Raw genomic sequence first — 25,451 nt, 5'->3', positions numbered from 1 at the left:
CCAACGAGAGGCAAGCCAGCAACCCGAGCCCCGTCAGGCAAGCGACGAAGTCGCTTTCTCGCTGCCCCACCTGAGCAACCGGCACCGCCGCGGGTTCTCAGACGCCTTCTGGGGAGGACAGCCGTAGCGCCGCGTATCCGTTCATACTCAAGTCTCGGATCCCGGACCCAGAAGGCGTCTGAGGTTCCGCTACCCGCACCGCCCAGCAGCAAGACCACTGAGTAGTTTCAGTAAACCGGCACCGCCCACCAGCAAGACCGCAGAGCCTGAAACCCACTAAGCCGGAACAGGGTTCGCAGTAAGCGTTTCGAGGAAGTCGGCGCACCACTCCAGCAGCGCTTCATCCCGCAGCTGCGGCGCCCCCATCCGACCCCCGGCCGCACCTTCGGTGGGACGCGGCAACGAGATCGTGCGCAGGGCCGGCTTGTAGACCGCCTTCGGGTGGAGGCGCTTGAGCCGGACCTGCTTGGAATCCGGGAGCTCCAGCGGGGCGAACCGCAGCGACGTTCCCTGCAACGTCACCTCGCGGACGCCGTGCTCGCGGCACACCTGCCGGAAGCGGGCGACCTTGAGCAGCCGTTCCACGGGTTCGGGCAGCGGCCCGTAGCGGTCGGTGAGCTCGGCGCGCACGGACTCCAGGTCGTCGGGGCTCGCCGCTGCGGCCAGCTTCCGGTAGGCCTCCAGGCGCAGTCGCTCGCCGGGCACGTAGTCGTGCGGGATGTGCGCGTCGATCGGCAGGTCCACCCGCACGTCGGTGAGCTCGTCCTCGCCTTCGGCGGGTTCGGCGCCCGCGTGCTTGCGGAAGGCGTCCACGGCCTCCCCCACCAGCCGCACGTACAGGTCGAAGCCGACGCCGGCGATGTGCCCGGACTGCTCCGCGCCGAGGATGTTGCCCGCGCCGCGGATCTCCAGGTCCTTCATCGCCACGGCCATGCCCGCACCGAGCTCGGAATTCTGGGCGATCGTGGCCAGCCGGTCGTGCGCGGTGTCGGTCAGCGGCTTCTCCGGCGGGTACAGGAAGTACGCGTACCCGCGTTCGCGCGCCCGGCCGACGCGCCCGCGCAGCTGGTGCAGCTGGGCGAGGCCGAGCATGTCGGAGCGGTCCACGATGAGCGTGTTGGAGTTGGAGATGTCCAGGCCGGTCTCGATGATCGTGGTGCACACCAGCACGTCGTGCTCGCGCTCCCAGAACCCCTGGATGATCTTCTCCAGCCGCTCCTCGTTCATCTGGCCGTGCGCGGTGACGATCCGCGCTTCCGGGACGAGCTCGCGCAGCTGGCGGGCCACCTTCTCGATGTCGCTGACCCTGTTGTGCACGAAGAACACCTGCCCGTCGCGCAGCAGCTCGCGGCGGATCGCCGCGCCCACCTGCTTCGGGTCGTAGGCGCCGACGTAGGTCAGCACCGGGTGCCGCTCCTCCGGCGGGGTCAGGATGGTCGACATCTCGCGGATGCCGGCCATGCTCATCTCCAGCGTTCGCGGGATCGGCGTCGCCGACATCGTCAGCACGTCGACGTGGGTTCGCAGCGCCTTGATGTGCTCCTTGTGCTCGACGCCGAAGCGCTGCTCCTCGTCGACGATCACCAGGCCGAGGTCCTTGTAGCGGACTCCGGTCTGCAGCAGGCGGTGCGTGCCGATGACGATGTCGACCTCGCCGTCGGCGAGCCCCTTCACCGTCTGCTCGGACTCCGCCGGGTCGGTGAAGCGGGAAAGGCCCTTGACGGTCACCGGGAACGAGCGCATCCGGTCGGCGAAGGTGTTGAGGTGCTGCTGCGCGAGCAGCGTCGTCGGCACGAGCACCGCGACCTGCTTGCCGTCCTGCACCGCCTTGAACGCCGCGCGCACCGCGATCTCGGTCTTGCCGTAGCCGACGTCGCCGCAGATCACCCGGTCCATCGGGACCGAGCGCTGCATGTCCCCCTTGACCTCGTCGATCGCGGCGAGCTGGTCGCCGGTCTCGGTGTAGGGGAAGGCGTCCTCCAGCTCGCGCTGCCACGGCGTGTCGGCGCCGAAGGGATGGCCGGGCGAGGACTGCCGCGCGGCGTAGAGCTGCACGAGCTCGGCGGCGATCTCCTTGACCGCCTTGCGCGCCTTGGCCTTGGTGTTCTTCCAGTCCGAGCCGCCGAGCCGGTTCAGCGTCGGCGTCTCGCCGCCCACGTAGCGGGTGACCTCGTCGAGCTGATCGGTGGGCACGAAGAGCCGGTCGCCGGGCTGGCCGCGCTTGCTGGAGGCGTACTCCAGCACCAGGTACTCGCGGGTCGCGCCGCCGACGGTGCGCTGCACCATCTCGACGTACTTGCCGATGCCGTGCTGGTCGTGCACCACGTAATCGCCGGTCTTGAGCGCCAGCGGGTCCACGGCGTTGCGACGCCGCGAGGGCATCCGGCGCATGTCCTTGGTGGAGGTGCCGTGCCTGCCGCCGGTCAGGTCGGCTTCGGTGAGCACCACCAGCGCGATCTCGGGGGCGGCGAAACCGTCTTCGAGCCCGCCGCGCACCACGGTGACCACTCCGGCGGCGGGTTCGTCGGCGAGCCCGTCCTCGGCGAGCGAGGCGGGCAGCTCCGCTTCGCGCAACTGCTGCGCCGCGCGCTGGGCGGTGCCCGCACCGGCCACGACGAGGACCGCCGCGCCGCCCGAGGCGATGTGCGCCCGCAGGTCGGCGAAGGCGCGTTCGATCTCGCCGCGGTAGGCGTCGGGCTGCTTGAGGGTCAGCCGGACGACCTCGTCGTCCTCGCCTTCCTCGCTGGTCAGCTGGGTCAGCGGCCACCAGGGCAGGCCGAGCTCGCGGGTGTGCTCGGCGACCTCGGCGAGGCCGCGGTAGGCGGAGGCGCCCAGGTCGATGGGGGCCTTGCCCCCATCAGCGGCGACCATCCAGGACGCTTCGAGGAACTCCTGCCCGGTGCGCACCAGGTCCGCGGCGCGCGCGTGGATCTTCTCCGGGTCGGCGGGGATGACGTGGGTGCCTGCCGGGACGAGGTCGCTGAGCAGCTGCATCTCGCCCTCGCACAGCGCGGGGATGAGGGCCTCCATGCCCTCCACCGGGGCGCCGCCGGCGATCTTGCCGAGCATCTCCGAGAGGTGCGGGTCGGCCTGGTGCTGCTCGGCGAGCTTGGCCGCGCGCTCGGAGACCTGCTCGGTGATCAGCAGCTCGCGGCAGGCGGGCGCGGTGAGGTCGGTGTCGGTGGCCTCGGGGAGGGAGCGCTGGTCGGCGACCGCGAACGGGCGGATCTCGGTGACCTCGTCGCCCCAGAACTCCACCCGCAGCGGATGTTCCTCGGTGGGCGTGAAGACGTCGACGATCCCGCCGCGGACCGCGAACTCGCCGCGCTTCTCGACCATGTCGACCCGGTCGTAGGCCAGCGCGGAGAGGTGCTCGACGGTCTCCTGGAAGTCGACCTCGACGCCGACCGACAGCCGCACCGGGCGCAGCTCGCCGAGACCGGGCGCGATCGGCTGGATGAGGCTGCGGACCGTGGTGACCAGCACCCGGATCTGCCCGCAGGGGTGTTCCTCGGGGTGGGCCAGCCTGCGCAGCACCGAGAGCCTGCGGCCGACGGTGTCGGCGCGCGGCGACAGGCGTTCGTGCGGCAGCGTCTCCCAGGACGGGAAGACCTCCACGCCCTCCGCGCCGAGCAGGTCGGCGGTCGCGGCGGCGGCCTCCTCGGCCTCCCTGCCGGTGGCGGTGACCAGCAGCACCGGCCGGTCGGCCCCGGCGGCGAGCGCGGCGGCGGTCAGCGGGCGCGCCGCGGCAGGCCCCTCCACGACCAGGCGCGGGCTGTCGGCGGCATCCACCAGACGCCGCAGAGCTGGATCGCGCAGCACGTTGTCGAGCAGTCCTCGCAGGGGACCGGCCTGGCTCATGGAGCAACCTCGCAGCGGAGAAAAGCGAATGCGGACACACCTCTGCCCGGGAAAGATGGGCCGAGGCGGCTGCCACCCTGGAGTGGGAACACCAGCCTACGACGCAGGTATGACGGAAACACGACGACCCGTTGGCGGAGACGTGAGCGCTGCCACACTGATCTACATGTCAGGAATCAGAACCGCAGCACTGGTCCTGTCCCTGGTGGCCGCCGGTTGTGCGACGGCTCCCCCGAACCCCGCTGACGCCGCCGCGCCGCAGCTGAAGGTCGAGACGGTCGCCTCCGGACTCGAACACGCGTGGGACGTCGGCTTCCTGCCCGACGGCAGCTCCCTGATCAGCCAGCGCCCCGGGAAGTTCGCGCTCGCCAGCGGCGGCGAGACCCGCGAGGTGCAAGCCGATCTCGCCTCCGTGCAGGACGAAGGCGAGGGCGGGCTGATGGGTCTGCTCGTGCACCCCGACTTCGCCGCCAACCGCACCTTCATCACCTGCCAGACCCATCAGGAGGGCGGCAACCCGGTCGACATCCGCCTGGTCAACTGGCGCCTCTCCGAGGACGGCTCGCGCGCGGACCGCGTCTCGGACCTGCTCACGGGTCTGCCGCTCAGCTCGTCCGGCAGGCACTCGGGCTGCCGTCCCGAGCTCGGCGCCGACGGATCGCTGCTGGTCAGCACCGGAGACACCGCTCAGGCACCGCTCTCGCAGGACCGCACCTCGCTCGGCGGAAAGGTCCTGCGGATGAACCTCGACACCGGGGCGCCGATGCCGGACAACCCGTTCGCCGGTTCCGCCGACCCGCACGAGCGGCTCGTTTACAGCTACGGCCACCGCAACCCCCAGGGCGTCGCGCTGCACCCCGACGGCAGGGTGTTCCTCGCCGAGCACGGACCGGACGTCGACGACGAGGTCAACGTCCTGCGGCCCGGCGGCAACTACGGCTGGGACCCGTCGCGGGGAGGCACCACCGACGAGTACGACGAGTCGGTCCCGATGACCGATCTGCAGCGCTTCCCCGACGCCGTGCCCGCGGTGTGGTCCTCCGGCTCTCCGACCGAGGCCGTCTGCGCCGCCGAGTTCCTCACCGGTCCCCAGTGGGGCGAGCTGGACGGAGCACTGGCGGTCCCGGCGCTGAAGGGCAGCAAGCTCCTGATCTTCCGCCCCGGGCCGGACGGCGGCCTGGCGGCGCCGGAGATCCCCGCTGAGCTCGACAACACCCACGGCAGGCTCCGCGCGGCCCGCCAGGCCCCGGACGGCAGCCTCTACGTGACGACCTCGAACGGCACCAACGACGAACTGCTCCGGATCACCCTCTGACCAGCCGTCCAGGAGGACCGGGCACTGTCAGCCGGAGCGTCACCGACTGATCGGCTTGGGCTTGTGCTCCAGGTGGGAGAGGCCGTTCCACGCCAGGTTCACCAGGTGTGCGGCGACCTCTTCCTTCTTGGGCTTGCGCGCCTCCAGCCACCACTGGCCGGTCAACGCGACCATGCCGACCAACGCCTGGCTGTAGAGCGGTGCGAGCTTGGCGTCGTAGCCGCGGGCGCTGAACTGCAGGCCGAGGATGTGCTCGACCTGGCTGGCGATGTCGTTGAGCAGGCTGGAGAAGGTTCCGCTGCTGCTGGCGACCGGCGAGTCGCGGACCAGGACCCGGAAGCCGTCGGTGTTCTCGTCGATGTAGTCGACCAGGGCGTCCGCGGCCTGCTCCAGCAGCACCCTCGGGTGCCCGGCGTCGAGCGCCGAGACGATCAGGTCGAGCAGGTTGCGCATCTCGCGGTCGACGACGACCGCGTACACGCCTTCCTTGCCACCGAAGTGCTCGTAGACCACCGGCTTGGACACCGAGGCGCGGTGGGCGATCTCCTCGATGGAGGTGCCGTCGAAGCCCTTCTCCGCGAACAGCGCTCGAGCCACGTCCAGCAGCTGCTGCCGTCGTTCCTTGCCCGTCATCCGGGCGCGCGGCCGGGCCGGAGCCCGCGTCGGCGCTGCCGGTTCGGGCGCGTTCCGCCCGCGTCTCCGTCCTGCCACTCGACCCACCCTAGGCGAGGGACCTGCACGCGAGGTGCAGGCCCGGGACAAGGAGGTGCCCGCGCGGTCGCACCGCGCGGGCACCTTCGATCGTGAGCGGTCAGCCCTTGTGGTCGGTGACCGCGATGCGCGCGAGGCGCTTCTCGTTGGGCCAGCGAACCTTCCAGACCCAGCCGAGCTTCTCGAAGAACCAGATCGTGCGCGCCGAGATGTCCAGCTGACCGCGCAGAACGCCGTGCCGCGCGCAGGTCGGGTCGGCGTGGTGAGAGTTGTGCCAGGACTCACCGAAGGACAGGATCGCCAGCGGCCAGAAGTTGGAGGCCTTGTCGCGGCTCTTGAACGGGCGCTCACCGATCATGTGGCAGATCGAGTTCACCGACCACGTGATGTGGTGCAGGAACGACACGCGCACGAGCCCGGCCCAGAAGAACGCGGTGAACGCGCCCCACAGCGACCAGGTGAACAGCCCGCCGAGCAGCGCGGGCAGCACGAGGCTCGCGGCCGTCCACACCGGGAAGAGCTTGTTGGCCCAGACGATGTCGCGGTCCTTGAGCAGGTCCGGCGCGAACCGGTCCTCGTTGGTCAGCTCGCGGTGGAACATCCAGCCCATGTGGGAGTGCCAGAAGCCCTTGGTCAGCGCCAGGGCCGAGGTGCCGAAAAGCCACGGCGAGTGAGGGTCGCCCTCGCGGTCGGAGAAGGCGTGGTGCCGCCGGTGGTCGGCGACCCAGGTGATCACCGGGCCCTGGACCGACATCATCCCGGCGATGGCCAGGGCGATCTTGACGCCGCGGTTGGCCTTGAAGGCCCCGTGCGTGAAGTACCGGTGGAATCCGACGGTCACACCGAGGCCGCTGATGCCCCAGAAGGCGACGGCCAGGGCGATGTCGACGGGCCCGATTCCCCAGCCCCACAAGAACGGGATGGAGGCGACCAGCGCGGCCATGGGAATCAGGAGGAACGCGTACACCAGGGACGACCGTCCGGCGGACTGAGGCCCACTGGTCAGCGGCTTCGGCCCGGACTCGGCGTTCGGGGGAGCAACGTCCTCAGTTGCTGCGGTCATGCTCAATACCTCGAATGGCTTGAGGAGGTGGGAAAACTTCGGTTCCACGACCGAGATCACGGCCCCGCAACACCTCCACCCTACGGGACCGTAACCTACGCTAGCGTAAGTTGTTTGATGCGAAATCGTCACCCCCCGGAGGAAAAATGCGGCGTGTCGCTGCTTTTCGGGCGTGTCTTGGCTGCGTTCGTTCACCCGATCGTCTGTCGATTCCCGTGCAACCGGGCTTCGCTGCGATCCGTCTCCACGGTGTGCCTGCCCAGAACCGGCCGTGCGGGCTTCCGAGCCTCAGTCCCCGACTCCCCGCGACTCCCCGACCGCAACGACGGCAGCCCCTCGCGCCGCCCTGCCGCCCGGCGCCGCGACCACGACCGCCCCAGAACCCGGGCCGGCATTCGGATTCGACCGGCCACGTGACGATCTCGGCAGGGTGCCACCGGGCGTTGTCATCGACCGGTAAGCTCACGCTGCGGCACCGGCGCACAACGCCCGGTTCCGCGGGCCAGATGCGCCCAATCCGCCGTGGTGTAAAGGCAGCACCTCGGATTTTGGTTCCGATGGTTCAGGTTCGAATCCTGGCGGCGGAGCGAGCAGCCCTCCCGGGCCCGACGCGGTGCGCGGCGACGCGCACCGGCCGGGACGCCCGGGGGACAAGGTGAACAGGGGGTGTGCGCCGCTGCGCGACGACACTGCCGCCGTGCGCGAAGAACCGGTGACCACGCTGGGCGAGGTGTCCGACGCGTGGTTGGTGGGTCGTGCCCGCGAACTCAACGCAGTCGGCCAGCACAGCGACCCGGCCGGCCAGTCGAGCACGATTCGCGAAGCCGACAACCTGCTGGCCGAGGCCCAGCGCCGGGGTGAACCGCGCATCGTGGCTCAACTCCTCCGGCACTGCGCCGCGATGCGTCTGACCACCTCCGAACTGGTGGGCAGCGCCGATCTGCTGCTGGACGAGCTGCTCACCCACACCAAGCGCCACGGCCTCGAGGTGCTGCAGGCCGACGCGCACGCGCTGCGCGGTCGCCGCGCCCTGCTCCTGGGCGCCGAGGACACCGCCCTGTCCGAGGTCGCGCACGGGCTGGCGATGCTCGACGAGGAGCTGGCTCCCGACCGCACGCTCGGCAGGCGCTCCTGGGAGAGGCTGCTGGCGACCTCGCTGATCGACATCGGTCTGGTGCTGACGCAGCTGGGCGTCTACGAGATGGCCGACGAGGTGATGGCCCGCGCCCACCAGCGGATCCGCGAGAGCGGCGGGCCGCACGAGATCGCCGTGCACATGATCAACCGCTGCCGGATGCAGCTGGGCTGGGGCTTGCGGCTGGAGCGCGTCGGGCTGCAGGACGAGGCCGCGAGCCAGTTCTCCACCGCCTCCGCGCTCGCCGTCGCGGTGGAAGGCCCGTGGCGGGAATCGCTGTTCCCGCGCGTGTCGAACCGGACGGCCGCCGAGCAGATGCCCGTGCTGGGTGCCGCGCACGCGCTCGCCGCTCCCTCCGCCGACCACATCACGCGGTTGGAGGAGATGCGCCACCTCGACCGCTCGATGCACCCGCGCGAGCAGATCATCATGGCGATCGCGCTCTCCCGCTGCCTGGTGCGCGGCGACCACCGCGACGACGCTGTGCGGGTGCTGTCGGAGACGCTGACCAGCCTCAACCACGACACCTCCGAACCGACCCTGCGGATCTCGCTCGCCCGGGAGTTCGCGCTGCTCACCGAGCTCGCACCGGACCGCCCCCGGGACGCGCTGCGCGACTACGCGCTGGAGCTGGAGACCGAGCTGTGGGCGATGCGCGAGACGCGGGTGTCCACGCTGGCCACCCGGCTGGAGAACTCGCGGCTGAGCCACAAGCACGACGCGATCACCCGGCAGGCCCGCGAGGACCCGCTGACCGGGCTGTCCAACCGGCGCGCGCTCGACGACCGGCTGGAAACCCTGCTCAGCGCTCCGGACGTGCAGCCGCTGGCGGTCGCGCTGGTCGACCTGGACGGCTTCAAGGGCGTCAACGACCGCTGTTCGCACGCCGAAGGCGATGACGTGCTGCGCACCGTCGCGGGCAACCTGCGCGACACGCTGCGCACCGACGACTTCGTCGCCCGGTACGGCGGTGACGAGTTCGTGGTCCTGCTGCCGGGGGCCACGCTCGCCGCGGCCGAGGCCGCGCTGCACCGCACCGTCGAGGCCGTCGACCGGCTGGCGCCGGAGCTGTCCCGCGGGGTGACGCTGTCGATCGGCGTGGTCGCGATGCGCCCGCAGGAGTCCGCCGCGCAGGTCCTCGCCCGCGCCGACGCCGCGATGTACCAGGCGAAGCGCAACGGCGGGAACCGCGTCACAGCACTCTCCGGAGTCAACAACACCGCCCAGCCTCCCCCGGTCGAGCAGCCTTCCGAGATCGATCAAGCGGTCTGGATCCCCCCGGACGCACGCTGAAGCGTCCCGTCAACTGGATGGGGAAAGATCACATTGGCCCAGCTAGAGGGCCCTCTCATCCGGGACCGTCCGGCCGAACGGCGGTACCATCGCTGCTGCTGCCGGAAGGGCAGGGGCACCGAAGGTGAAGGACGACCCGTGCGGTTACCCTTCACCCGCTTGGACGCAACAGGCACGTCGGTCGGCGCCGGGTCCGCACACCGCGGAATCCGAGTCTCGACAGACCGCTTCTAGAGATCAAGGGAGAGCGCTGATGCTCCAGGGCGACAACGCCCAGCCCTCCTCTCAGCGCGCTGCTGCGCACCCGGAACCGGTCAGCACGGTCGTGCTGGCTGCCGGGGAGGGCACCAGGATGCGATCGGCGACACCGAAGGTGCTGCACCGGATCGGCGGTCGACCCCTCGTCGAACACGCCGTCCGCGCCGCCGCCGGAGTCGATCCCGATCAGCTGGTCGTCGTGCTCGGACACGGCCGCGACGCCGTCGCCGAGCACCTGAACTCGGTTTCGGACGCGCTCGACCGCCCGATCACCACCGTCGTCCAAGAAGAGCAGCTGGGCACCGGCCACGCCGTGTCCTGCGGCCTGTACGAGCTGCCCGACGGTCTCGCCGGGACCGTTCTGGTCAGCTACGGCGACGTGCCGCTGCTCGACGCGGACACGCTGCGCGCGATGCTCGACGAGCACGCCGGATCGGGCAACGCCGTCACGGTGCTGACCTCGGTCGTCGACGACCCGACCGGCTACGGCCGGATCACCCGGGACTCCGACGGGCAGGTCACCGGCATCGTCGAGCAGAAGGACGCCACCGCCGCGCAGGCCGCGATCACCGAGATCAATTCCGGGGTCTACGCCTTCGACGCCGAGGTGCTCACCGGCGCGCTCAAGCGGCTGTCCACCGACAACGCCCAGGGCGAGCTCTACCTGACCGACGTGCTCTCGATCGCCCGCGGGGACGGTCGCGCCGTCGGCACCCTGATCTGCTCGGACACGTGGCTGGTCGAGGGCGTCAACGACAGGGTCCAGCTGTCCCGGCTCGGCACGGAGCTCAACCGCCGGCTGGTGACGCGCTGGATGCGCGAAGGGGTCACCGTCATCGACCCGGCCACGGTGTGGCTGGACTGCGACGTGACGCTGGCGCGCGACGTGACGCTGGAGCCCCACGTGCAGCTGCGGGCGGGCACCACCGTCGGCGAGGGCGCCGCGGTCGGACCCGACACCACGCTCACCGCGTGCACGATCCATCCCGGCGCCAAGGTGGTGCGCACCCACGGCGACAGCGCGGAGATCGGCCCCGGCGCCAGCGTCGGACCGTTCGCCTACCTGCGGCCGGGCACCTCGCTGGGCGCCGGCGGCAAGATCGGCACCTTCGTCGAGACCAAGAACGCGAACATCGGTGAGGGCACGAAGGTGCCGCACCTGAGCTACGTGGGCGACGCGACGATCGGCGAGAGGTCGAACATCGGCGCCGCCACCGTCTTCGTCAACTACGACGGTGTGAACAAGCATCACACGAAAATCGGATCACACTCCCGGACCGGTGCCGACAACATGTTCGTCGCACCGGTGGAGATCGGTGACGGTGCCTACACCGCCGCCGGTTCGGTGATCACCCAGGATGTCCCCCCGGGCGCGATGGCGGTCGCCCGCGGGAGGCAACGAAACATCGATGGCTGGGTGGCCAAGCGCCGCCCGGGCACCGCCGCCGACCAGGCCGCACAGCGGACTTTGGGCAATGAACCGACCGATGACGCAGAGACGTCGAACGGGGAGGGACGATGACCGTGAGTGCCATGTCTGCGACCCCGAAGAAGAGCCTCAAGCTCTTCTCCGGCCGCAGCCACCCGGAACTTGCCGAGGAGGTGGCCAAGCAGCTCGACGTGACGGTCACGCCCCAGGCCGCGTACCAGTTCGCCAACGGCGAGATCTTCGTCCGGTACGACGAGTCCGTTCGTGGCTGCGACGCCTTTGTGATCCAGTCGCACTGCACACCGCTCAATGACGCGATCATGGAGCAGCTGATCATGGTGGACGCGCTCAAGCGCGCCAGCGCCAAGCGCATCACCGTGGTCATCCCGTTCTACGGCTACGCCCGTCAGGACAAGAAGCACAAGGGCCGCGAGCCGATCTCGGCTCGGCTGATGGCGGACCTGTTCAAGACCGCCGGCGCTGACCGGATCATGGTCGTGGACCTGCACACCGACCAGATCCAGGGCTTCTTCGACGGTCCGGTGGACCACCTGATGGCGCAGAAGCTGCTCGCGAACTACATCAGCGAGACCTACACCGACAAGAACATCACCGTGGTCTCCCCGGACTCCGGTCGTGTGCGCGTCGCCGAGAAGTGGGCCGACGACCTGGGTGGCACGCCGCTGGCGTTCATCCACAAGACCCGCGACCCCAGCAAGCCCAACCAGGTGGTCGCCAACCGCGTCGTCGGTGACGTCGAGGGCCGGCTGTGCGTGCTGGTCGACGACATGATCGACACCGGCGGCACGATCACCAAGGCCACCGAGCAGCTGCTCGCGGCCGGTGCCAGCGACGTCATCATCGCCTCCACCCACGCCGTGCTGTCCGGCCCGGCCGTGGAGCGGCTCTCGAGCTGCGGAGCCAAGGAGGTCGTGCTGACGAACACGCTGCCGATCCCCGACGAGCGCCGGTTCCAGAACCTGACGGTCCTCTCGATCGCCCCGCTGGTCGCCGAGGCGATCCACCAGGTCTTCGAGGACGGATCGGTCACGAGCCTCTTCGACGGCCGCGCCTGACGGCGTCCCGCACCAGCGCGGAAGGCCCCGGTCCACGTGGACCGGGGCCTTCCGCCGTCCGGGGGGAAGTTCTCATGTGAACCTCCCGACCCTCGTCAAAGGGAAGTTTTCATGAAAACTTCCCCACTCTCGTCACAGGGAGTTCCACGAGATCCCTCCCCGGAGGACACCTGAGGTCACCACCTGGGGAAGTTCTCATGCAAACCTCCCCATCACACCTCAGAGCGTGGTGACGACCTCGTCGTAGTCCAGGCGCGGGAGGCGCTCCATCCAGGCGTTCTCCCCGGGCTTGCCGATGTTGGCGACCACGAGGGTCTGCTGCCGGCCGTCGGGGAAGAACTCGGCGTTGATGCCGCCCGCGTTCAGCCCGGTCATCGGGCCGACCGCGAGACCCGCGGCGCGCACGCCGAGGAAGAAGTACGCGGTCTGCAGGGTCGCGTTCAGCTTCGCGTTCTGCTCCCGGAAACCGGGGTCGGCGAAGATGTCCTTGGCGCCGGGGCTGTGCGGGAACACCCGCGGGAGGTTCTCGTGGAACTCGGTGTCGGCCGCCAGGATCGCGACCAGCGGAGCCTTCTCCGTCTTGGCCCGGTTGCCCTCCATCAGGTGCGGCAGCAGGCGCTGCTTGGCCTCCTCCGAGCGCAGCAGCACGATCCGCAGCGGCTGCTGGTTCATGGAGGTCGGTGCCCACTTGACCAGGTCGTAGATCGCCTGGACCTGCTCGTCGGTGACCGGCTCGTCGCTGAAGGTGTTGGCCGTGCGAGCGTCGCGGAACAGCAGGTCCTGCGCGTCCGCGTCGAGGACGAGGTCGGACTGGGACACGGTCATCGGGTCACTCCTGGGCGATCGGGGATCTCTTCCAGCGGGCGATGGGGCTCCCGCCACCTCTCTCCAGCGTCATCGAACCCGCGCGGATTCCCGGCGGGGGGCCGTGTAAGCGGAGTCACCGCTGCGGCACGTTCGGGCGTGGTGTCCACCCGTGCGAAAACGACTATCCAAGCACCGTTTAGACTGTTCGGGTTGCCTCGGCGAGGTCGGGACGTACGCCCGGCGTGATCGGCGCGGTGGCACGGTGACGATCGGTCGATTCCTCCTCCGGCGCACTGATGTCGCGCACTCTCCAGGCGCCGTTCTCATCGGCGCCCGTCGATCACTCCCAGCGCGCCCCACCGCCGCAGGCCACCGAACCAAGCTCACGTTCCGCCCGACGTCATCAAGGAGTGCACCACCGTGTCCGAGGTAACCATCGCAGTCGAGCAGCGCAACGAGTTCGGCAAGGGAGCGGCCCGCCGCACCCGTCGCGCCGGCCAGATCCCCGCGGTCCTCTACGGCCACGGCTCCGACCCGAAGCACCTGTCGCTGCCCAGCGTCGAGTTCGCCCGCGCCATCCGCGAGAACGGCAACAACGCGGTGCTGACGCTCGAGGTCGCAGGTTCCGGCAAGGAGCTCGCGCTGACCAAGACCATCACCGCCCACCCGATCAAGGGCTACATCGAGCACGTCGACCTGCTGCTGGTCAAGCGCGGCGAGAAGGTCGTCGTGAACATCCCGGTCGTGGTCTCCGGTGACGCCGTCTCCGGCTCCATGGTCAGCCAGGAGCTCACCGAGGTCGAGGTCGAGGCCGAGGCGCTGCACATCCCGGAGCAGGTCGAGCTGTCGATCGAGGGCGCCGAGATCGGCACCCGGTTCTTCGCCAGCGAGCTCAAGCTGCCCCGCGGCGTGACCCTGCAGTCCGACCCGGAGACCCTGGTCGTCAACATCTCCGAGGCCTCGGCCTCGATGGAGGAAGACAGCGCCTCCGAGGGCGAAGAGGCCGCCGCCGAGGGCGAAGAGACCTCGGAAGAGGCCTGAGCCTGAAGACGTCGGGCGCTCCCGCGCCGTTCCCCTCCGGGGGGCGGCGCGGGGCACGCCCCGACCAGAGGGAGACTTACTTCCGTGACCACTGCGGACGCGGTTTCTGTGATCGTCGGGCTGGGCAACCCCGGTCCGCGCTATGAGGGCAACCGGCACAACATCGGTTTCCTCGTCGCCGACGAGCTCGCAGCGCGCATCGGCGGCAAGTTCAAGTCGCACAAGTCGGGTGCGGACGCCGTCGAGGGACGGCTGGCCGGATCCCGGTCCGTGCTGATCAAGCCGCGTTCGTTCATGAACCTCTCCGGTGGCCCGGTCGCGGGAGCGGTGAAGTTCTTCAAGACCCCGCCCGAGTCGCTGATCGTCATCCACGACGAGCTGGACCTGCCCTACGGGACGATCCGGCTCAAGCAGGGCGGTGGCGAGAACGGCCACAACGGGCTGCGGTCCCTCTCCAAGTCGCTGGGAACCCGCGACTACGTGCGGGTCAGGTTCGGCGTCGGGCGTCCGCCCGGCCGGATGGACCCCGCCGACTACGTGCTCAAGGACTTCTCCGGAACCGAGCGCAAGGAACTCGCGTACTTCATCGACCTGTGCGCGGACGCGGTGGAAGCCGTGGTCACCAAGGGCCTCGAACCCGCCCAGAACGAGTTCCACTAACCCCGCACCGCCGGGTCACCTCTCACCCCTTCCGGGCAATTCCCAGTTTTAGTCATAACTGAGCATGATCAATGCCCGAAATGTCGGCTCAGTTATGACTAAAACTGGGAATCAGTGCCGCGGCACGAGGTCTGCTGTCGCTGCTCGGCGGAGTTTTCCCGACGGGGTCTTCGGCAGCGTTCCCGGCGCCAGGACCACGACCTCGGCCGGGCGGACGCCCACGGCGTCGACGATGCGGGCCACGACCTCCTTGCGCAGCGCCTTCTCCGCGTCCTCCGAACCCGCCTGCTTGGACTCCAGGACCACCGCGAACCGCTCGCGCCTGCTGCCCGCCTCCAGCCGGACCGCCGCCGCGTTGCCTGCGCGCACGCCCTCGACCTCGCACGCGGCTCGTTCGACGTCGACCGGGTAGATGTTGCGGCCGCCCATGATGATCACGTCCTTGCGGCGTCCGCAGATCACCACCTGCCCGTCGGTCAGGTAGCCCTCGTCGCCGGTGTCCAGCCAGCCGTTCTCGTCCTGCACCTCCTGCGGGCCGTCCACCGTGAGGTAGCCGGGCGTGACCGCCTCGCCGCGGATGCGCAGCCGCCCGACCTGCCGCTCGGCGAGCTCGTTGCCCTCGTCGTCGACGACCTCGACCTCCAGGCCCGGCAACGAGCGCCCCAGCAGCGCGAACCGGCGCGCGTGCGGCGCATCGGGGTCGACCGGCTCGGCGACGCGCCGCTTCTCCAGACCGTCGGGGTCGACCGCGTCGGTCTCCAGCCCGCGCCGCAGCGGCGCGAACGAGACCGCGAGTGTCGCCTCGGCCATCCCGAAGGCGCACACCATGGAGTCCGGCGGGAGCCCGAAGCGCGCTCCGGCGTCGGTGAACGCCTGGACCGCCGCCGGATCGATCGGTTCGGCGCCGTTGAGCGTGAAGCGCAGGCTCGACAGGTCGAAGTCGCCGTCGTCGGCGCGCGCCATCCGGCGGCCGACGACGGCGTAGGCGAAGTTCGGGGCGGCGGTGACCGTGGCGCGGTACTTGCTGATCAGCTGCGGCCACAGCAGCGGTCCGGCCAGGAAGTCGGACGGGGTGACCTTGACCGTCGACATGCCGATGGCCATCGGCACGGTCAGGCAGCCGACCATCCCCATGTCGTGGAACAGCGGCAGCCAGGACACCGCGACGTCGTGCTCCGGATCCAGTTCCCCGGCGGTGACCATCGCGTGGAGGTTGGCGTGCAGGTTGCGGTGGGTGATCCGGACGGCCTTCGGATCAGCGGTGGATCCGCTGGTCAGCTGCAGCAGCGCGGTCTCGTCCTCGGCGACCTCGACCGGCTCCGCCAGCGGCTCGGCATCGGTGGCGGCGAGCCCGGCGAGGTCGCGGTAGGCGATGCCGTTGTCCTCCAGCACCCCGGCGAGCTGCTCGAACGGCGGGCCGAGCAGCACCAGCCGCGCGCCGATCATCTTCAGCACCTTGAGGGTGTCCTCGGCCCAGTGCGCGAGGTCGGTGCGCGCCGTGGGCTGGTGCAGCATCGTCACGCTGCCCCCGCCGAGCCACACCGCCTGCACGGCCGGTCCGATCAACCTGGGATCAGCGGCCAGGACCGCCACCGCCGCGCCCGGCCGGAGCTGCTCGGAGAGCCCGCCGGCCATCCGCAGCGCTTCGGCGTGCACCTGCGCCCAGCTGCGGAACCGGGGCTCGGCGGGTTCTCCGGTGAACAGCCCACGAGCTCCTTCGCCGGAGTTCCGCCTGGCCGACGCCACCATGGTCTCCACGAACCGACTCATGTGACGCAGCTTACGATTCCCGAACCGGGCGGGCACCTGCCCGAACGCGACCCGTCCACCCTTCCGGTGATGATTAGCCGAGCTGGTCGGCCAGCTCCATCCAGCGCGTTTCGAGGTCGTCCTTCTCCTGGTGGAGGGACTGGAGATCGGCGTTGAGCTTCGCAAGCCGGTCGGGCTCGGTGGCGGCCTCGGCGAGCTTCTCGTGCAGCTCGGACTCGCGCTTGGCCAGCTTGTCCAGCTGCCGCTCGTAGCGGGCGAGCTCCTTGCGCGCCGCGTGCTCCTCGGCGCCCGACAACCCGCTCGACTCGGCGGCGTCAGCCGCCTGCTTGCCGACGCTGTTCTCCGCCGCCAGCAGCGAGTGGCGCCGCGTCAGGTACTCGTCGATCCCACCCGGCAGGTGGGTCAGGCTCCCGTCGCCGAACAGGGCGTGGACGCTGTCGCAGACGCGCTCGACCAGGTACCGGTCGTGCGAGACCACGATCATCGTGCCCGGCCAGGAGTCGAGCAGGTCCTCCAGCTGTTGCAGGGTGTCGATGTCCAGGTCGTTCGTCGGCTCGTCGAGGATCAGCACGTTCGGCTCGGCCATCAGCAGCCGTGCCAGCTGCAGGCGTCGGCGCTCACCACCGGAGAGATCGCTGACCGGCGTCCACTGCCTGCCCTTGCCGAAGCCGAACCGCTCCCCCAGCTGCGATGCCGACAGCTCGTACTTGCCGAGGGTGACCGTCTTGGCGACGTTCTCGATCGCTTCCAGCACCCGCCAGTTGCCCGGCAGGTCGTGCAGCTCCTGCGTCAGGTGCGCCATCCGCACCGTCTTGCCCTCGACGCGCTTGCCGGCGTCCGGTTCGCGCTCCCCCGCCAGCAGCTTGAGCAGCGTCGTCTTGCCCGAACCGTTGACGCCGACCAGACCGATCCGGTCGCCGGGGCCGATCCGCCAGGTCACCTGCTCCAGCAGGGTCCGGTCGCCGATCCGCAGATCGACGTCCTCCAGCTCCAGCACGGTCTTGCCCAGCCGTCGCTTGGCGAAGGCCAGCAGCTCGACGGAGTCGCGCGGCTCCGGGACGTCGGAGATCAGCGCCTCGGCGGCCTCCACGCGGTAGCGCGGCTTGGAGGTGCGGGCCTTGGCGCCGCGCTGCAGCCAGGCCAGTTCCTTGCGGGCCAGGTTCTGCCTGCGGTCCTCGGTCGCCTGAGCGATCCGGGCGCGCTCGGCGCGGGCGTAGATCCAGTCGGCGTAGCCGCCCTCGTACTGCTCGACCTTGCCGTCCACGACCTCCCAGGTGCGGTTGCAGACGGTGTCGAGGAACCAGCGGTCGTGCGTGACGATCACCAGGGCGCACTTGCGCTCCAGCAGGTGATCGGCCAGCCAGCGCACACCTTCGACGTCGAGGTGGTTGGTGGGCTCGTCGAGCACCAGCAGGTCCAGGTCGCGCACCAGGGCGGCGGCCAGCGCGACGCGGCGCCGCTCACCGCCCGAGAAGTTCTTGACCGGCGTGTCCAGGCCGAGGCGCGTCATGCCCAGCCCGCTCAGCACCGACCGCACCCGCGGGTCGGCGGCCCACTCGTGCTCGGCGGTGTAGCCGTGCGGGTCGAGGACGGCGTTGCGGACGGTGGCGTCCTCGTCCAGCTCGGTGCGCTGCGTGACCACGGCCATCCGCAGGTCGCGAGACTGGGAGACCCGGCCGTCGTCGGGGTCGGCGTTGCCCGCGAGGACTTCCAGCAGCGTCGTCTTGCCGCCACCGTTGAGGCCGACGACGCCGATCCGCTCGCCTTCCGAGATGCCCAGGGAAACGCCGTCGAGCAGCGGGCGCACACCGTAGGACTTGCTGACCGTTTCCAGGTTGACCAGGTTGACCATCGAGACTTCGACTACTCCATCACTGCGGGTGCGTCACGCGTGGACTTGGGGCGGGGTGGGGCGGTTGGCCGGCTCCTCGGAGACGACCTTGGCGCCCGGCACCGGGCCGTGGGCGACGCGGACCGTCCGGCACACCCCGGCGCCGGAGAGCTCGGCGGCGACCCGGACGGCCTCATCGGCGTCGGTGCAGAGGAACGCGCAGGTCGGGCCGGAGCCCGAGACGATGCCGGCCAGGGCTCCCGCCTGGACTCCCGCGCGCAGCGTGCGGCGCAGTCCGGGTCGCAGCGAGACCGCCGCCGCCTGCAGGTCGTTGCCCAGCAGCAGCGCGAGCTGCCGGGGGTCGCCGGAGGCCAGGGCCTCCAGCAGGGGTTCCACCTCGCCGATCCGGCCGTTGCCGTTCTCCGCGCGGAGCCGGTCCAGCTCGCCGTAGGCGGCGGGGGTGCTCAGACCTTCGCGATCCAGCGCGATGACCCAGTGGAAGGTGTGCCTGGCCAGCACGGGAACGAGCCGCTCACCGCGCCCGGTGCCCAGCGCGGTCCCGCCCTGCAGCGAGAACGGCACGTCGCTGCCGATCTTGCCGGCGATCTCGCTGAGCTCGTCGCGGCCGAGTTCCAGCCGCCAGAGCTGGTTGACCGCCTGCAGCGCGGCGGCGGCATCCGCGCTGCCACCGGCCATGCCGCCCGCGACGGGGATACCCTTGTTGATCGAGATGTGCAGGCCGGGGTTCTCCGGGTCGCGCCCGCAGTGCTCAGCCAGCAGCCGAACGGCCTTCCACACGAGGTTGTCCGGGCCGGTGGGAACCTCGTCCGCGCCCTCCCCCTTGACCTCGAGGCCCGGTTCGTCGGCCGCCATCACCGTCACGTCGTCGGTCAGCGACAAGGCTTGGAAGACGGTGACCAGCTCGTGGTAGCCGTCCGGACGCGCGTCACCGACCGAGAGGTGGAGGTTGACCTTCGCCGGAACTCGGACGGTGATCGGTGTAGGAACCACGGAGAGCACACCAAGAGCCTACGTGGCCGGAGAACCTCAGCGCCCACTTCCCTGCGCACAGCCGGTCCGCGAAGCGAGAACCGCGGTGATCGAGCTCGATCACCGCGGTTCTCGCCAGGGCCGGAGGATCAGGAAGCGGGGACCACCGCGACGCCGCCCCACTCCCGGTTGATGAAGTCCTTGACCTGCTGGCTGCGCAGCAGCTCGGCGAGCTTGATCACGCGCGGGTCCTTGGCCAACGCCGGGCTGGTCACCAGGCCGTTGGCATAGGGGTTGCCCTGCGAGCTCTCCACCACGATCGGGTTCGACAGCTTCGCCTTGATCGCGTAGTTGCCGTTGACCACCGCGGCGGCGGCGTCGTCGATCGAACGCGGCAGCTGGTCCGGGGACAGGTCCTTGAGCTGGATGTTCTTCGGATTCTCCGCGATGGCGGCGTCCACCCTGGTGCCCACCGCCGCCTCCGGCTTGAGCTTGATCAGACCGCCCTGCTCCAGCAGCTTGAGGCCGCGGAACTGGTTGGCCGGGTCGTTGGACAGCGTGACCGTCGCGCCCGGCGGGAGCTCCGCCAGCGACTTGGCCTGCTTGGAATAGACGGCCAGCGGTTCCAGGTGCACCGGCTCGACCCAGGCGAACTCGCCGCCGCGCTCCTCGCGGTACTCCTCCAGGTAGGGCACGTGCTGGAAGTAGTTGGCGTCCAGCTCGCCGTTGGCGACGGCCTCGTTGGGCCGGTTGTAGTCGTCGAACTTCTCGATCTCGATGTCGATCCCGGCCTGCTCGGCCAGGTTGTCGTCGACGAACTGCAGGATCTCGCCGTGCGGGGTCGGGCTGACCCCGATCTTCAGCGGCGCGTTGGGGTCCTCCGCGGCGGATCCGCCACCGCAGGCGGCCAGCAGAACCCCGGCCGAAGCGAGCAGTGCGGCGAAGCGCAAACGCATGTCGTGCGTCCTTTCAACGAGCCTGTTTTCAGGCAGGCAGGGGTAGCGCACCGTCCTCGTGGGACGAGCGCGCGAGGGGAATTCGTTCGTGCTCGGGAGGTCTCAGCCGACGGCGGTGCGCCGGCGGTCGACGAGCTTGGCGGTGCGATCGGTGATCAGCTGCATCGCGAAGGCCAGCAGGCCCAGGACCACGACGGAGCCGTAGAGGACCCGGTCGTCGTAGCCCTGGTAGCCGTCCTGGATCGCGGTCGTGCCGAGCCCGCCGCCGCCGATGGCACCGGCCATCGCGGCGTAGCCGATCAGCGCCACCGCGGTGACGCCGACGGCTCCGACCAGCGCCGCCCGGGCCTCCCCGAGCAGCACCGTCCACACGATCCGCAGCCTGCTGGAACCGGTCGTGATCGCGGCCTCGACGACGGTGAACCCGACCTCGCGCAACGCGTTCTGCGTCAGCCGCGCGAAGAACGGGATCGCACCGATGGTCAGCGGCACGATCACCGCGCTGCTGCCGATCGAGGTGCCGATCAGCAATCTGGTGAAGGACGCGAGCACGACCAGCAGCACCACGAAGGGCACCGAGCGCACCACGTCCACGACCACGCCGAGCACCTTGTTCAGCACCGGCTTGGGGTTGAGCCCGACCGGTGAGGTCAGGTGCAGCAGCACGCCCAGCGGCAACCCGCCGAGCACGGCCAGCACGGTCGCCACCAGCACCATGTAGAGCGTTTCGAGCGTTGCCTCGCCCAGTAGTTCGCCGACCTCCGACCAGGGGGTCACATCAGTCACGCAGCAGCAACTCCGTCAACGCTCACCGGGGCGCGACGAACGTGCGCGTCCCGCTCGACCATCCACTTCAGCGCCGCCTCGGAGCGCTCACCGGTCAAGCCGATCTTGAACTTGGCGACCGGGGTGTCGCCGAGGCGGGTCAGGCCGCCTCCCAGGATCGCCAAGTCGACGGCGAACCGGTTGGAGGCCTCCGGGAGCAGGGCTCCCACGGCGGCGAAACCGACGAGCACGACCTCGGCGACGACGTCGTGGCGACCCGAGGTCGGGCGCAGCGACTCGGCCTGGTCGGTCTCGGGCAGCAAGGTGCCGCTGATCTTGCTGCCGGGCTCGGCGACGAGGTCCAGGACCTTGCCGTGCTCGACGACCTGGCCGTCCTCCAGCACCGCGACGTCGTCGGCGATCTTGCGCACCACAGCCATGTCGTGGGTGACCACCAGGACGGTGACGCCGAGCTCGGCCCGCGCGCGGTCGAGCACGGTCAGCACCGAATCGGTGGTGGCCGGGTCCAGCGCGGAGGTCGGCTCGTCGGCCAGCAGCACCGAGGGCTTCGCGGCCAGCGCGCGGGCGACCGCGATGCGCTGGCGCTGACCACCGGAGAGCTGGTCCGGGAAGGCGGCGGCCTTGTCGGTCAGGCCGACCAGGTCGAGCAGTTCGCCGACGCGGCTGCGCCGCTGCGGACCACCGATCCCCGCCGCCTCCAGCGGCAGCGCGACGTTGCCCGCCGCGGTGCGCTGGCGCAGCAGCGAATCACCCTGCGGGACAACGCCGATCTGCCTGCGGGCGGCGCGCAATGCCTTGCCGTCCAGCGACACGAGGTCGGTGCCGTCGACCCGGATGGCACCGGCGTCGGGCTTCTCCAGCAGCGCGATGCACCTGGCCAGAGTCGACTTCCCCGCTCCGCTCGGTCCGACCACGCCGCACACCGAGCCCGCGTTGACCTCCATCGACACACCGTCGAGGGCGCGGACGGAACTGCCGTTCTGCTGGAACGACTTGGTCAGGTTCTCAACTGAGATCACGATCTGCTCCACATCAGCTCGCAACGGCCGCGCCCACGCAGGGCAGCAGCCATGGGGAACTTCTAAGAGAAAGGAAGAGGGGGAAGGGCCAGGTCACATCTCGCGACGACATGCGCAGGTAGTGCGCAAGCCGTGGTCGATGACCCGCCTCTGCGTGAGCAGTTCCCTGATGTGGCGTACCTCGGACCGGGCCTCGCCGGTGGCAGGCAGGTTCGTTAACCGCACGGTGGAATCCACAGCTACTCCATCGGTCCTGGCGTTAGCACCTGCCCGCGATGGGTGGTTGCTGCGGCGTCAACAAGCCAGGTCTCTCAGCCGCTCGGGATGGATTTCCCGAATAGTAGAACCCATCGACAGGTTCCGATGCAAGCTGATAGCCGTCACTGACCGAAATCGTTTGCCACATCACATACCGAGTGGAGCGGGAATTATTCCGCCCGCGGTGGTGTTTTGATGACTCTCAGTGACGTCGCGGTGCGTGTGCGCAAGCCACCGGACGAGTGGTTCAGCTGGTCGTCCCGGATGACGCGATCTCCGCGATCCGGGCGAAATCGGCGATCCGCAACTGCTCCCCGCGCGTCGCGGGATCGACGCCCGCCGCGCGCAGCAGCTCCTCCGCCCGGGCCGCGGAACCGGCCCAGCCCGACAGCGCGCCGCGCAACGTCTTGCGCCGCTGCGCGAAGGCGGCGTCGACCACGCGGAACACGTCCTGGCGCGCAGCGCTGGACGGCGGATCGACGCGCTCGAAGGCGACCAGGCCCGAATCCACGTTGGGCACCGGCCAGAACACCTTGCGCGGCACCGGACCCGCGCGCCGGACGTCGGCGAACCAAGCCGCCTTCGCGCTCGGCACCCCGTAGACGCGGCTCCCGGGCTCGGCGGCCATCCGATCGGCGACCTCGGACTGGACCATGACGAGCCCCTTGCGCAGGCTCGGCAGCTCGGCCAGCAGGTGCAGCACGACGGGGACCGCGACGTTGTAGGGCAGGTTGGCGACCAGCGCGGTCGGGGGCTGCGCGAAGTCGGAGGCCCGGACCCGCAGGGCGTCCGCGGGAAGCACGGCGAGCCGGTCGGCCAGCTGGGGCGCGAACTCCCGGGCAGTGCGCGGCAGCCGCTCGGCCAGCACCGGGTCGATCTCCACCGCGGTGACGGCACCGGCCACCGGCAGCAGCGCGAGCGTGAGCGAGCCCAGGCCCGGGCCGACCTCCAGCACGACGTCGTCCGCGCCGACCTCGGCCGCGGACACGATGCGGCGCACGGTGTTCGGGTCGTGCACGAAGTTCTGGCCGAGCTTCTTGGTCGGTTTGATCCCCAGCTCGTCGGCCAGTCGACGCACGTCGGCCGGACCCAACAACGCCGCCCCCTGCTCATTCACGCAGAAGAACCTACCCGTGCCGATTTCACGAGGTCAGCGCGGGTGACGAAAAAGGAGGCACCCGTCGCGACGACGGATGCCTCCTCGATGACGCGTGGAACTCAGTCGAGGCCGAGCTTGCCGGAGCAAGAGGGCCAGGCGCCGTAGCTGCCGCCCCTGGCCGCACGAACCTTCTCGGCGACCGAGATCTGCTGCTCGCGGCTGGCCTGGTGCGGGTACGGCGCGTACTGGTCGCCGCCGTAGGCGTCCCAGGTGGACTTGTCGAACTGCAGCCCGCCGTAGTAGCCGTTGCCGCTGTTCATCGCCCAGTTGCCGGTGGCCTCGCACTGGACGAGCTTGTCCCAGACGGCGCTGTTCGGCGCGGGCTTGCCGCCGACGCGGACGATCTTCTCGACCGGGGCCTTGGTGACCTTCTCGTCGATCACATCGCGCTCGGACTCCTCGCCGTTGCGCGTGGTGACCCGGGTGAACTGGATCTTCTCGCCGGCCTCGCCAGGCGACTCGACCCGCTCCTCGCCCTTGAACATCGAGTTGTCGACGATCTCGCGGACCGGCGGCTGAACCGGCACGGTCACGCTGATCACCGAGCTCTGCAGCCGGTCGATGCGCACCTCGGCGCCGGTGACCAGCTTGGCGTCGGCGCCGGGGGTGACCTTGTCGTCCGGGCCGAGCTGGAGCTTCTGCTCCTTGACGAGCTCGTCGATGTTGGCGGCGGTGGTGGTCAGCTGCTTCGGCGCACCGCTGCCGTCGAAGAGGGTGATGTCCTTCTGAGTGCGGACCGACAGCTCCATGCCCTGCTCGGGCACGGCCATGTTGCGGTCGGCGTTGAGGACGGCTCCGTCGGCGTTGACGCCGAGCTGGCGCAGCGCCTGCTCGACGGTGACCGAGCGGACCCACTCCTCGCGGACCTCGCCGTCGACGTTGAGCTTGATCATCCGCCCGCGGTCGAGGGTGATGGTCTCGCCGTGGCCGACCTCGGCCTGCGGGGACGGGCTCAGCGCGTCGTGCGGGCCGACGCGGATGCCCTGGTCCTCCAGGACCTCGCCGACCGTGTTGTCGTAGGTGTTGACGGAGCGCTCTTGGCCGTCGACCTCGACGGTGACCGACTTGTCCATCGCGGCGGCGGCGCCGCCGCTGCCGGTCAGGGTCAGCAGCACGCCGGCGACCGCGCCCTTGAGGAAGCGGCGCTTCCACGCGGTGATCGCCTCGGTCTGCTGCTGCGGAAGAGCGCCCGCCTGGCCCTCGGGCATCGCCTCGAGGAAGTCCATCGGGGGCAGGACGGTCGTCTCGGCGTTGATCAGCCGGATGACCTCGTCGACGTCGATCTCGGCTGTCGCGAGCATGTCCTCGGCGTCGGGGCCGAGGACGTCGTAGACGTCCTGCGGGGTGATCTCGAAACCGGTGGCCGGGAAGCTCGGGTGCTCGTCGGACCACTGGGGGTCCGGACGGTCGAGCAGGCCTACCGCGGTGTGCTGCTCCGTCGGCTGGACCGGGGTGAACCAGTCAGTTGCCGCGTCGAAGGAATCGGCCCAGTAGCCATCGTTCCGCGTGGTCGCGAAACGTGCATGGCTGGGCTCGCCACGTCCGTTCACAGGGTCGTTACCTCCCGAAGGCGCAAAGTCGCGACCGCGATTTGACGAACGTGAGATGCGTTGGGCGAGTTCATGTTCCTCGCGCAACCCCTCTCGTTCCTCGCGTGCGCACAACCTTCGTGCTTCGTATGTGTATCCGACTCCCGCAAGCCAATTGCCGCCTAGTCGCAGCGAGCTCCATGCGCTCACCGCAGACTTCCCCGACGTACACCGGCGAGACTAACGGGCGTTCCCCATGACTGGTTGTCATCGGTTACGGGGCCGAGACTCTACCGTGATCATGCGGGGCCGCCAAGGACCCGATTCGGACATGTGACCCCGGTTACGCTTAATTGCCACGCAACTCAACACGATCTGTAGTCAAGATCGGCAAAAATTAGTCCATTCGGGGGGCACCGACAGGATTCGTTAGCCGTTACCCCTACCGCTTCCGTGACATATAACACGGGCGCTCAGGGCCTGAAACGCATGATCAACGGACGC

General features: G+C 69.8%; 18 protein-coding genes, 1 tRNA gene and 1 riboswitch. Of the genes, 7 read left to right on the top strand and 12 right to left on the bottom strand.

Features of this window, described 5'->3' with window-relative positions; all coding sequences use genetic code 11:
- Positions 1–276: 276 nt before the first annotated feature.
- Complete coding sequence (gene mfd, locus FHU35_RS28330) at positions 277–3,861, bottom strand: transcription-repair coupling factor (protein WP_145745317.1); 3,585 nt, start codon at positions 3,859–3,861, stop codon at positions 277–279.
- A gap of 166 nt (positions 3,862–4,027) precedes the next feature.
- Here mfd and FHU35_RS28325 point away from each other — a divergent pair, with 166 nt between their 5' ends.
- Positions 4,028–5,176 (top strand): PQQ-dependent sugar dehydrogenase, encoded by a 1,149-nt coding sequence (locus tag FHU35_RS28325; protein ID WP_145745314.1) that lies wholly within the window; start codon positions 4,028–4,030, stop codon positions 5,174–5,176.
- Positions 5,177–5,215: 39 nt separating this feature from the next.
- Here FHU35_RS28325 and FHU35_RS28320 read toward each other — a convergent pair whose 3' ends face one another.
- Positions 5,216–5,809 carry a TetR/AcrR family transcriptional regulator gene (locus FHU35_RS28320; protein WP_145745440.1) on the bottom strand — a complete coding sequence of 198 codons (594 nt, stop codon included), beginning with the start codon at positions 5,807–5,809 and terminating at the stop codon, positions 5,216–5,218.
- A gap of 178 nt (positions 5,810–5,987) precedes the next feature.
- A complete protein-coding gene (locus FHU35_RS28315; RefSeq protein WP_145745311.1) occupies positions 5,988–6,950 on the bottom strand; it encodes an acyl-CoA desaturase in 963 nt (320 codons plus the stop codon).
- A gap of 516 nt (positions 6,951–7,466) precedes the next feature.
- Here FHU35_RS28315 and FHU35_RS28310 point away from each other — a divergent pair.
- The 4 genes from FHU35_RS28310 (at position 7,467) to FHU35_RS28295 (ending at position 12,141) form a co-directional block, all read left to right on the top strand.
- Positions 7,467–7,537, top strand: a tRNA-Gln gene (locus FHU35_RS28310).
- Between the two features lie 110 nt (positions 7,538–7,647).
- Entirely contained in the window at positions 7,648–9,378 is a 1,731-nt protein-coding gene (locus FHU35_RS28305; RefSeq protein WP_145745309.1) for a GGDEF domain-containing protein, read from the top strand.
- Positions 9,379–9,631: 253 nt separating this feature from the next.
- Positions 9,632–11,158 (top strand): bifunctional UDP-N-acetylglucosamine diphosphorylase/glucosamine-1-phosphate N-acetyltransferase GlmU, encoded by a 1,527-nt coding sequence (gene glmU / locus FHU35_RS28300; RefSeq protein ID WP_145745307.1) that lies wholly within the window; start codon positions 9,632–9,634, stop codon positions 11,156–11,158.
- 11 nt (positions 11,159–11,169) lie between these two features.
- On the top strand, positions 11,170–12,141 hold the full coding sequence (locus tag FHU35_RS28295; protein WP_222429511.1) for a ribose-phosphate diphosphokinase: 972 nt from the start codon (positions 11,170–11,172) through the stop codon (positions 12,139–12,141).
- A gap of 219 nt (positions 12,142–12,360) precedes the next feature.
- Here FHU35_RS28295 and FHU35_RS28290 read toward each other — a convergent pair whose 3' ends face one another.
- Positions 12,361–12,966 (bottom strand): malonic semialdehyde reductase, encoded by a 606-nt coding sequence (locus tag FHU35_RS28290; RefSeq protein ID WP_145745301.1) that lies wholly within the window; start codon positions 12,964–12,966, stop codon positions 12,361–12,363.
- Between the two features lie 402 nt (positions 12,967–13,368).
- Here FHU35_RS28290 and FHU35_RS28285 point away from each other — a divergent pair, with 402 nt between their 5' ends.
- On the top strand, positions 13,369–13,989 hold the full coding sequence (locus tag FHU35_RS28285; RefSeq protein ID WP_145745299.1) for a 50S ribosomal protein L25/general stress protein Ctc: 621 nt from the start codon (positions 13,369–13,371) through the stop codon (positions 13,987–13,989).
- A gap of 84 nt (positions 13,990–14,073) precedes the next feature.
- Positions 14,074–14,649, top strand: coding sequence for an aminoacyl-tRNA hydrolase (pth, locus tag FHU35_RS28280; protein WP_145745297.1), 576 nt, complete (start codon positions 14,074–14,076; stop codon positions 14,647–14,649).
- A gap of 111 nt (positions 14,650–14,760) precedes the next feature.
- Here the strand turns inward: pth and FHU35_RS28275 are convergent, their stop codons facing one another.
- The 8 genes from FHU35_RS28275 to FHU35_RS28240 form a co-directional block, all read right to left on the bottom strand.
- Positions 14,761–16,419, bottom strand: a complete 1,659-nt coding sequence (locus tag FHU35_RS28275; protein ID WP_145745295.1) for a fatty acyl-AMP ligase — start codon at positions 16,417–16,419, stop codon at positions 14,761–14,763.
- A gap of 73 nt (positions 16,420–16,492) precedes the next feature.
- Positions 16,493–18,271 (bottom strand): ABC-F family ATP-binding cassette domain-containing protein, encoded by a 1,779-nt coding sequence (locus FHU35_RS28270; RefSeq protein WP_145745293.1) that lies wholly within the window; start codon positions 18,269–18,271, stop codon positions 16,493–16,495.
- A gap of 33 nt (positions 18,272–18,304) precedes the next feature.
- Positions 18,305–19,261: a 4-(cytidine 5'-diphospho)-2-C-methyl-D-erythritol kinase gene (locus tag FHU35_RS28265; RefSeq protein ID WP_186459665.1), complete on the bottom strand. Its 957-nt coding sequence runs from the start codon at positions 19,259–19,261 to the stop codon at positions 18,305–18,307.
- A gap of 128 nt (positions 19,262–19,389) precedes the next feature.
- Positions 19,390–20,196 carry a MetQ/NlpA family ABC transporter substrate-binding protein gene (locus FHU35_RS28260; RefSeq protein WP_145745289.1) on the bottom strand — a complete coding sequence of 269 codons (807 nt, stop codon included), beginning with the start codon at positions 20,194–20,196 and terminating at the stop codon, positions 19,390–19,392.
- A 102-nt stretch (positions 20,197–20,298) separates the two neighbouring features.
- The gene (locus FHU35_RS28255) at positions 20,299–20,982 is read right to left on the bottom strand and encodes an ABC transporter permease subunit (RefSeq protein WP_186459655.1); all 684 of its coding nucleotides are present in this window, start codon (positions 20,980–20,982) and stop codon (positions 20,299–20,301) included.
- Entirely contained in the window at positions 20,979–22,001 is a 1,023-nt protein-coding gene (locus tag FHU35_RS28250; RefSeq protein ID WP_145745287.1) for a methionine ABC transporter ATP-binding protein, read from the bottom strand. Before FHU35_RS28250 ends, FHU35_RS28255 begins: the two co-directional genes overlap by 4 nt.
- A 241-nt stretch (positions 22,002–22,242) precedes the next feature.
- Positions 22,243–22,332: riboswitch (SAM riboswitch) on the bottom strand.
- 174 nt (positions 22,333–22,506) lie between these two features.
- Positions 22,507–23,376, bottom strand: coding sequence for a 16S rRNA (adenine(1518)-N(6)/adenine(1519)-N(6))-dimethyltransferase RsmA (rsmA, locus tag FHU35_RS28245; RefSeq protein ID WP_186459654.1), 870 nt, complete (start codon positions 23,374–23,376; stop codon positions 22,507–22,509).
- 101 nt (positions 23,377–23,477) lie between these two features.
- Positions 23,478–24,968 (bottom strand): resuscitation-promoting factor, encoded by a 1,491-nt coding sequence (locus tag FHU35_RS28240; RefSeq protein ID WP_145745285.1) that lies wholly within the window; start codon positions 24,966–24,968, stop codon positions 23,478–23,480.
- Positions 24,969–25,451: the final 483 nt, after the last annotated feature.

This window comes from Saccharopolyspora dendranthemae (assembly GCF_007829955.1).
Classification (GTDB): domain Bacteria; phylum Actinomycetota; class Actinomycetes; order Mycobacteriales; family Pseudonocardiaceae; genus Saccharopolyspora; species Saccharopolyspora dendranthemae.
This window is presented reverse-complemented; position numbering and strand designations above follow the sequence as displayed.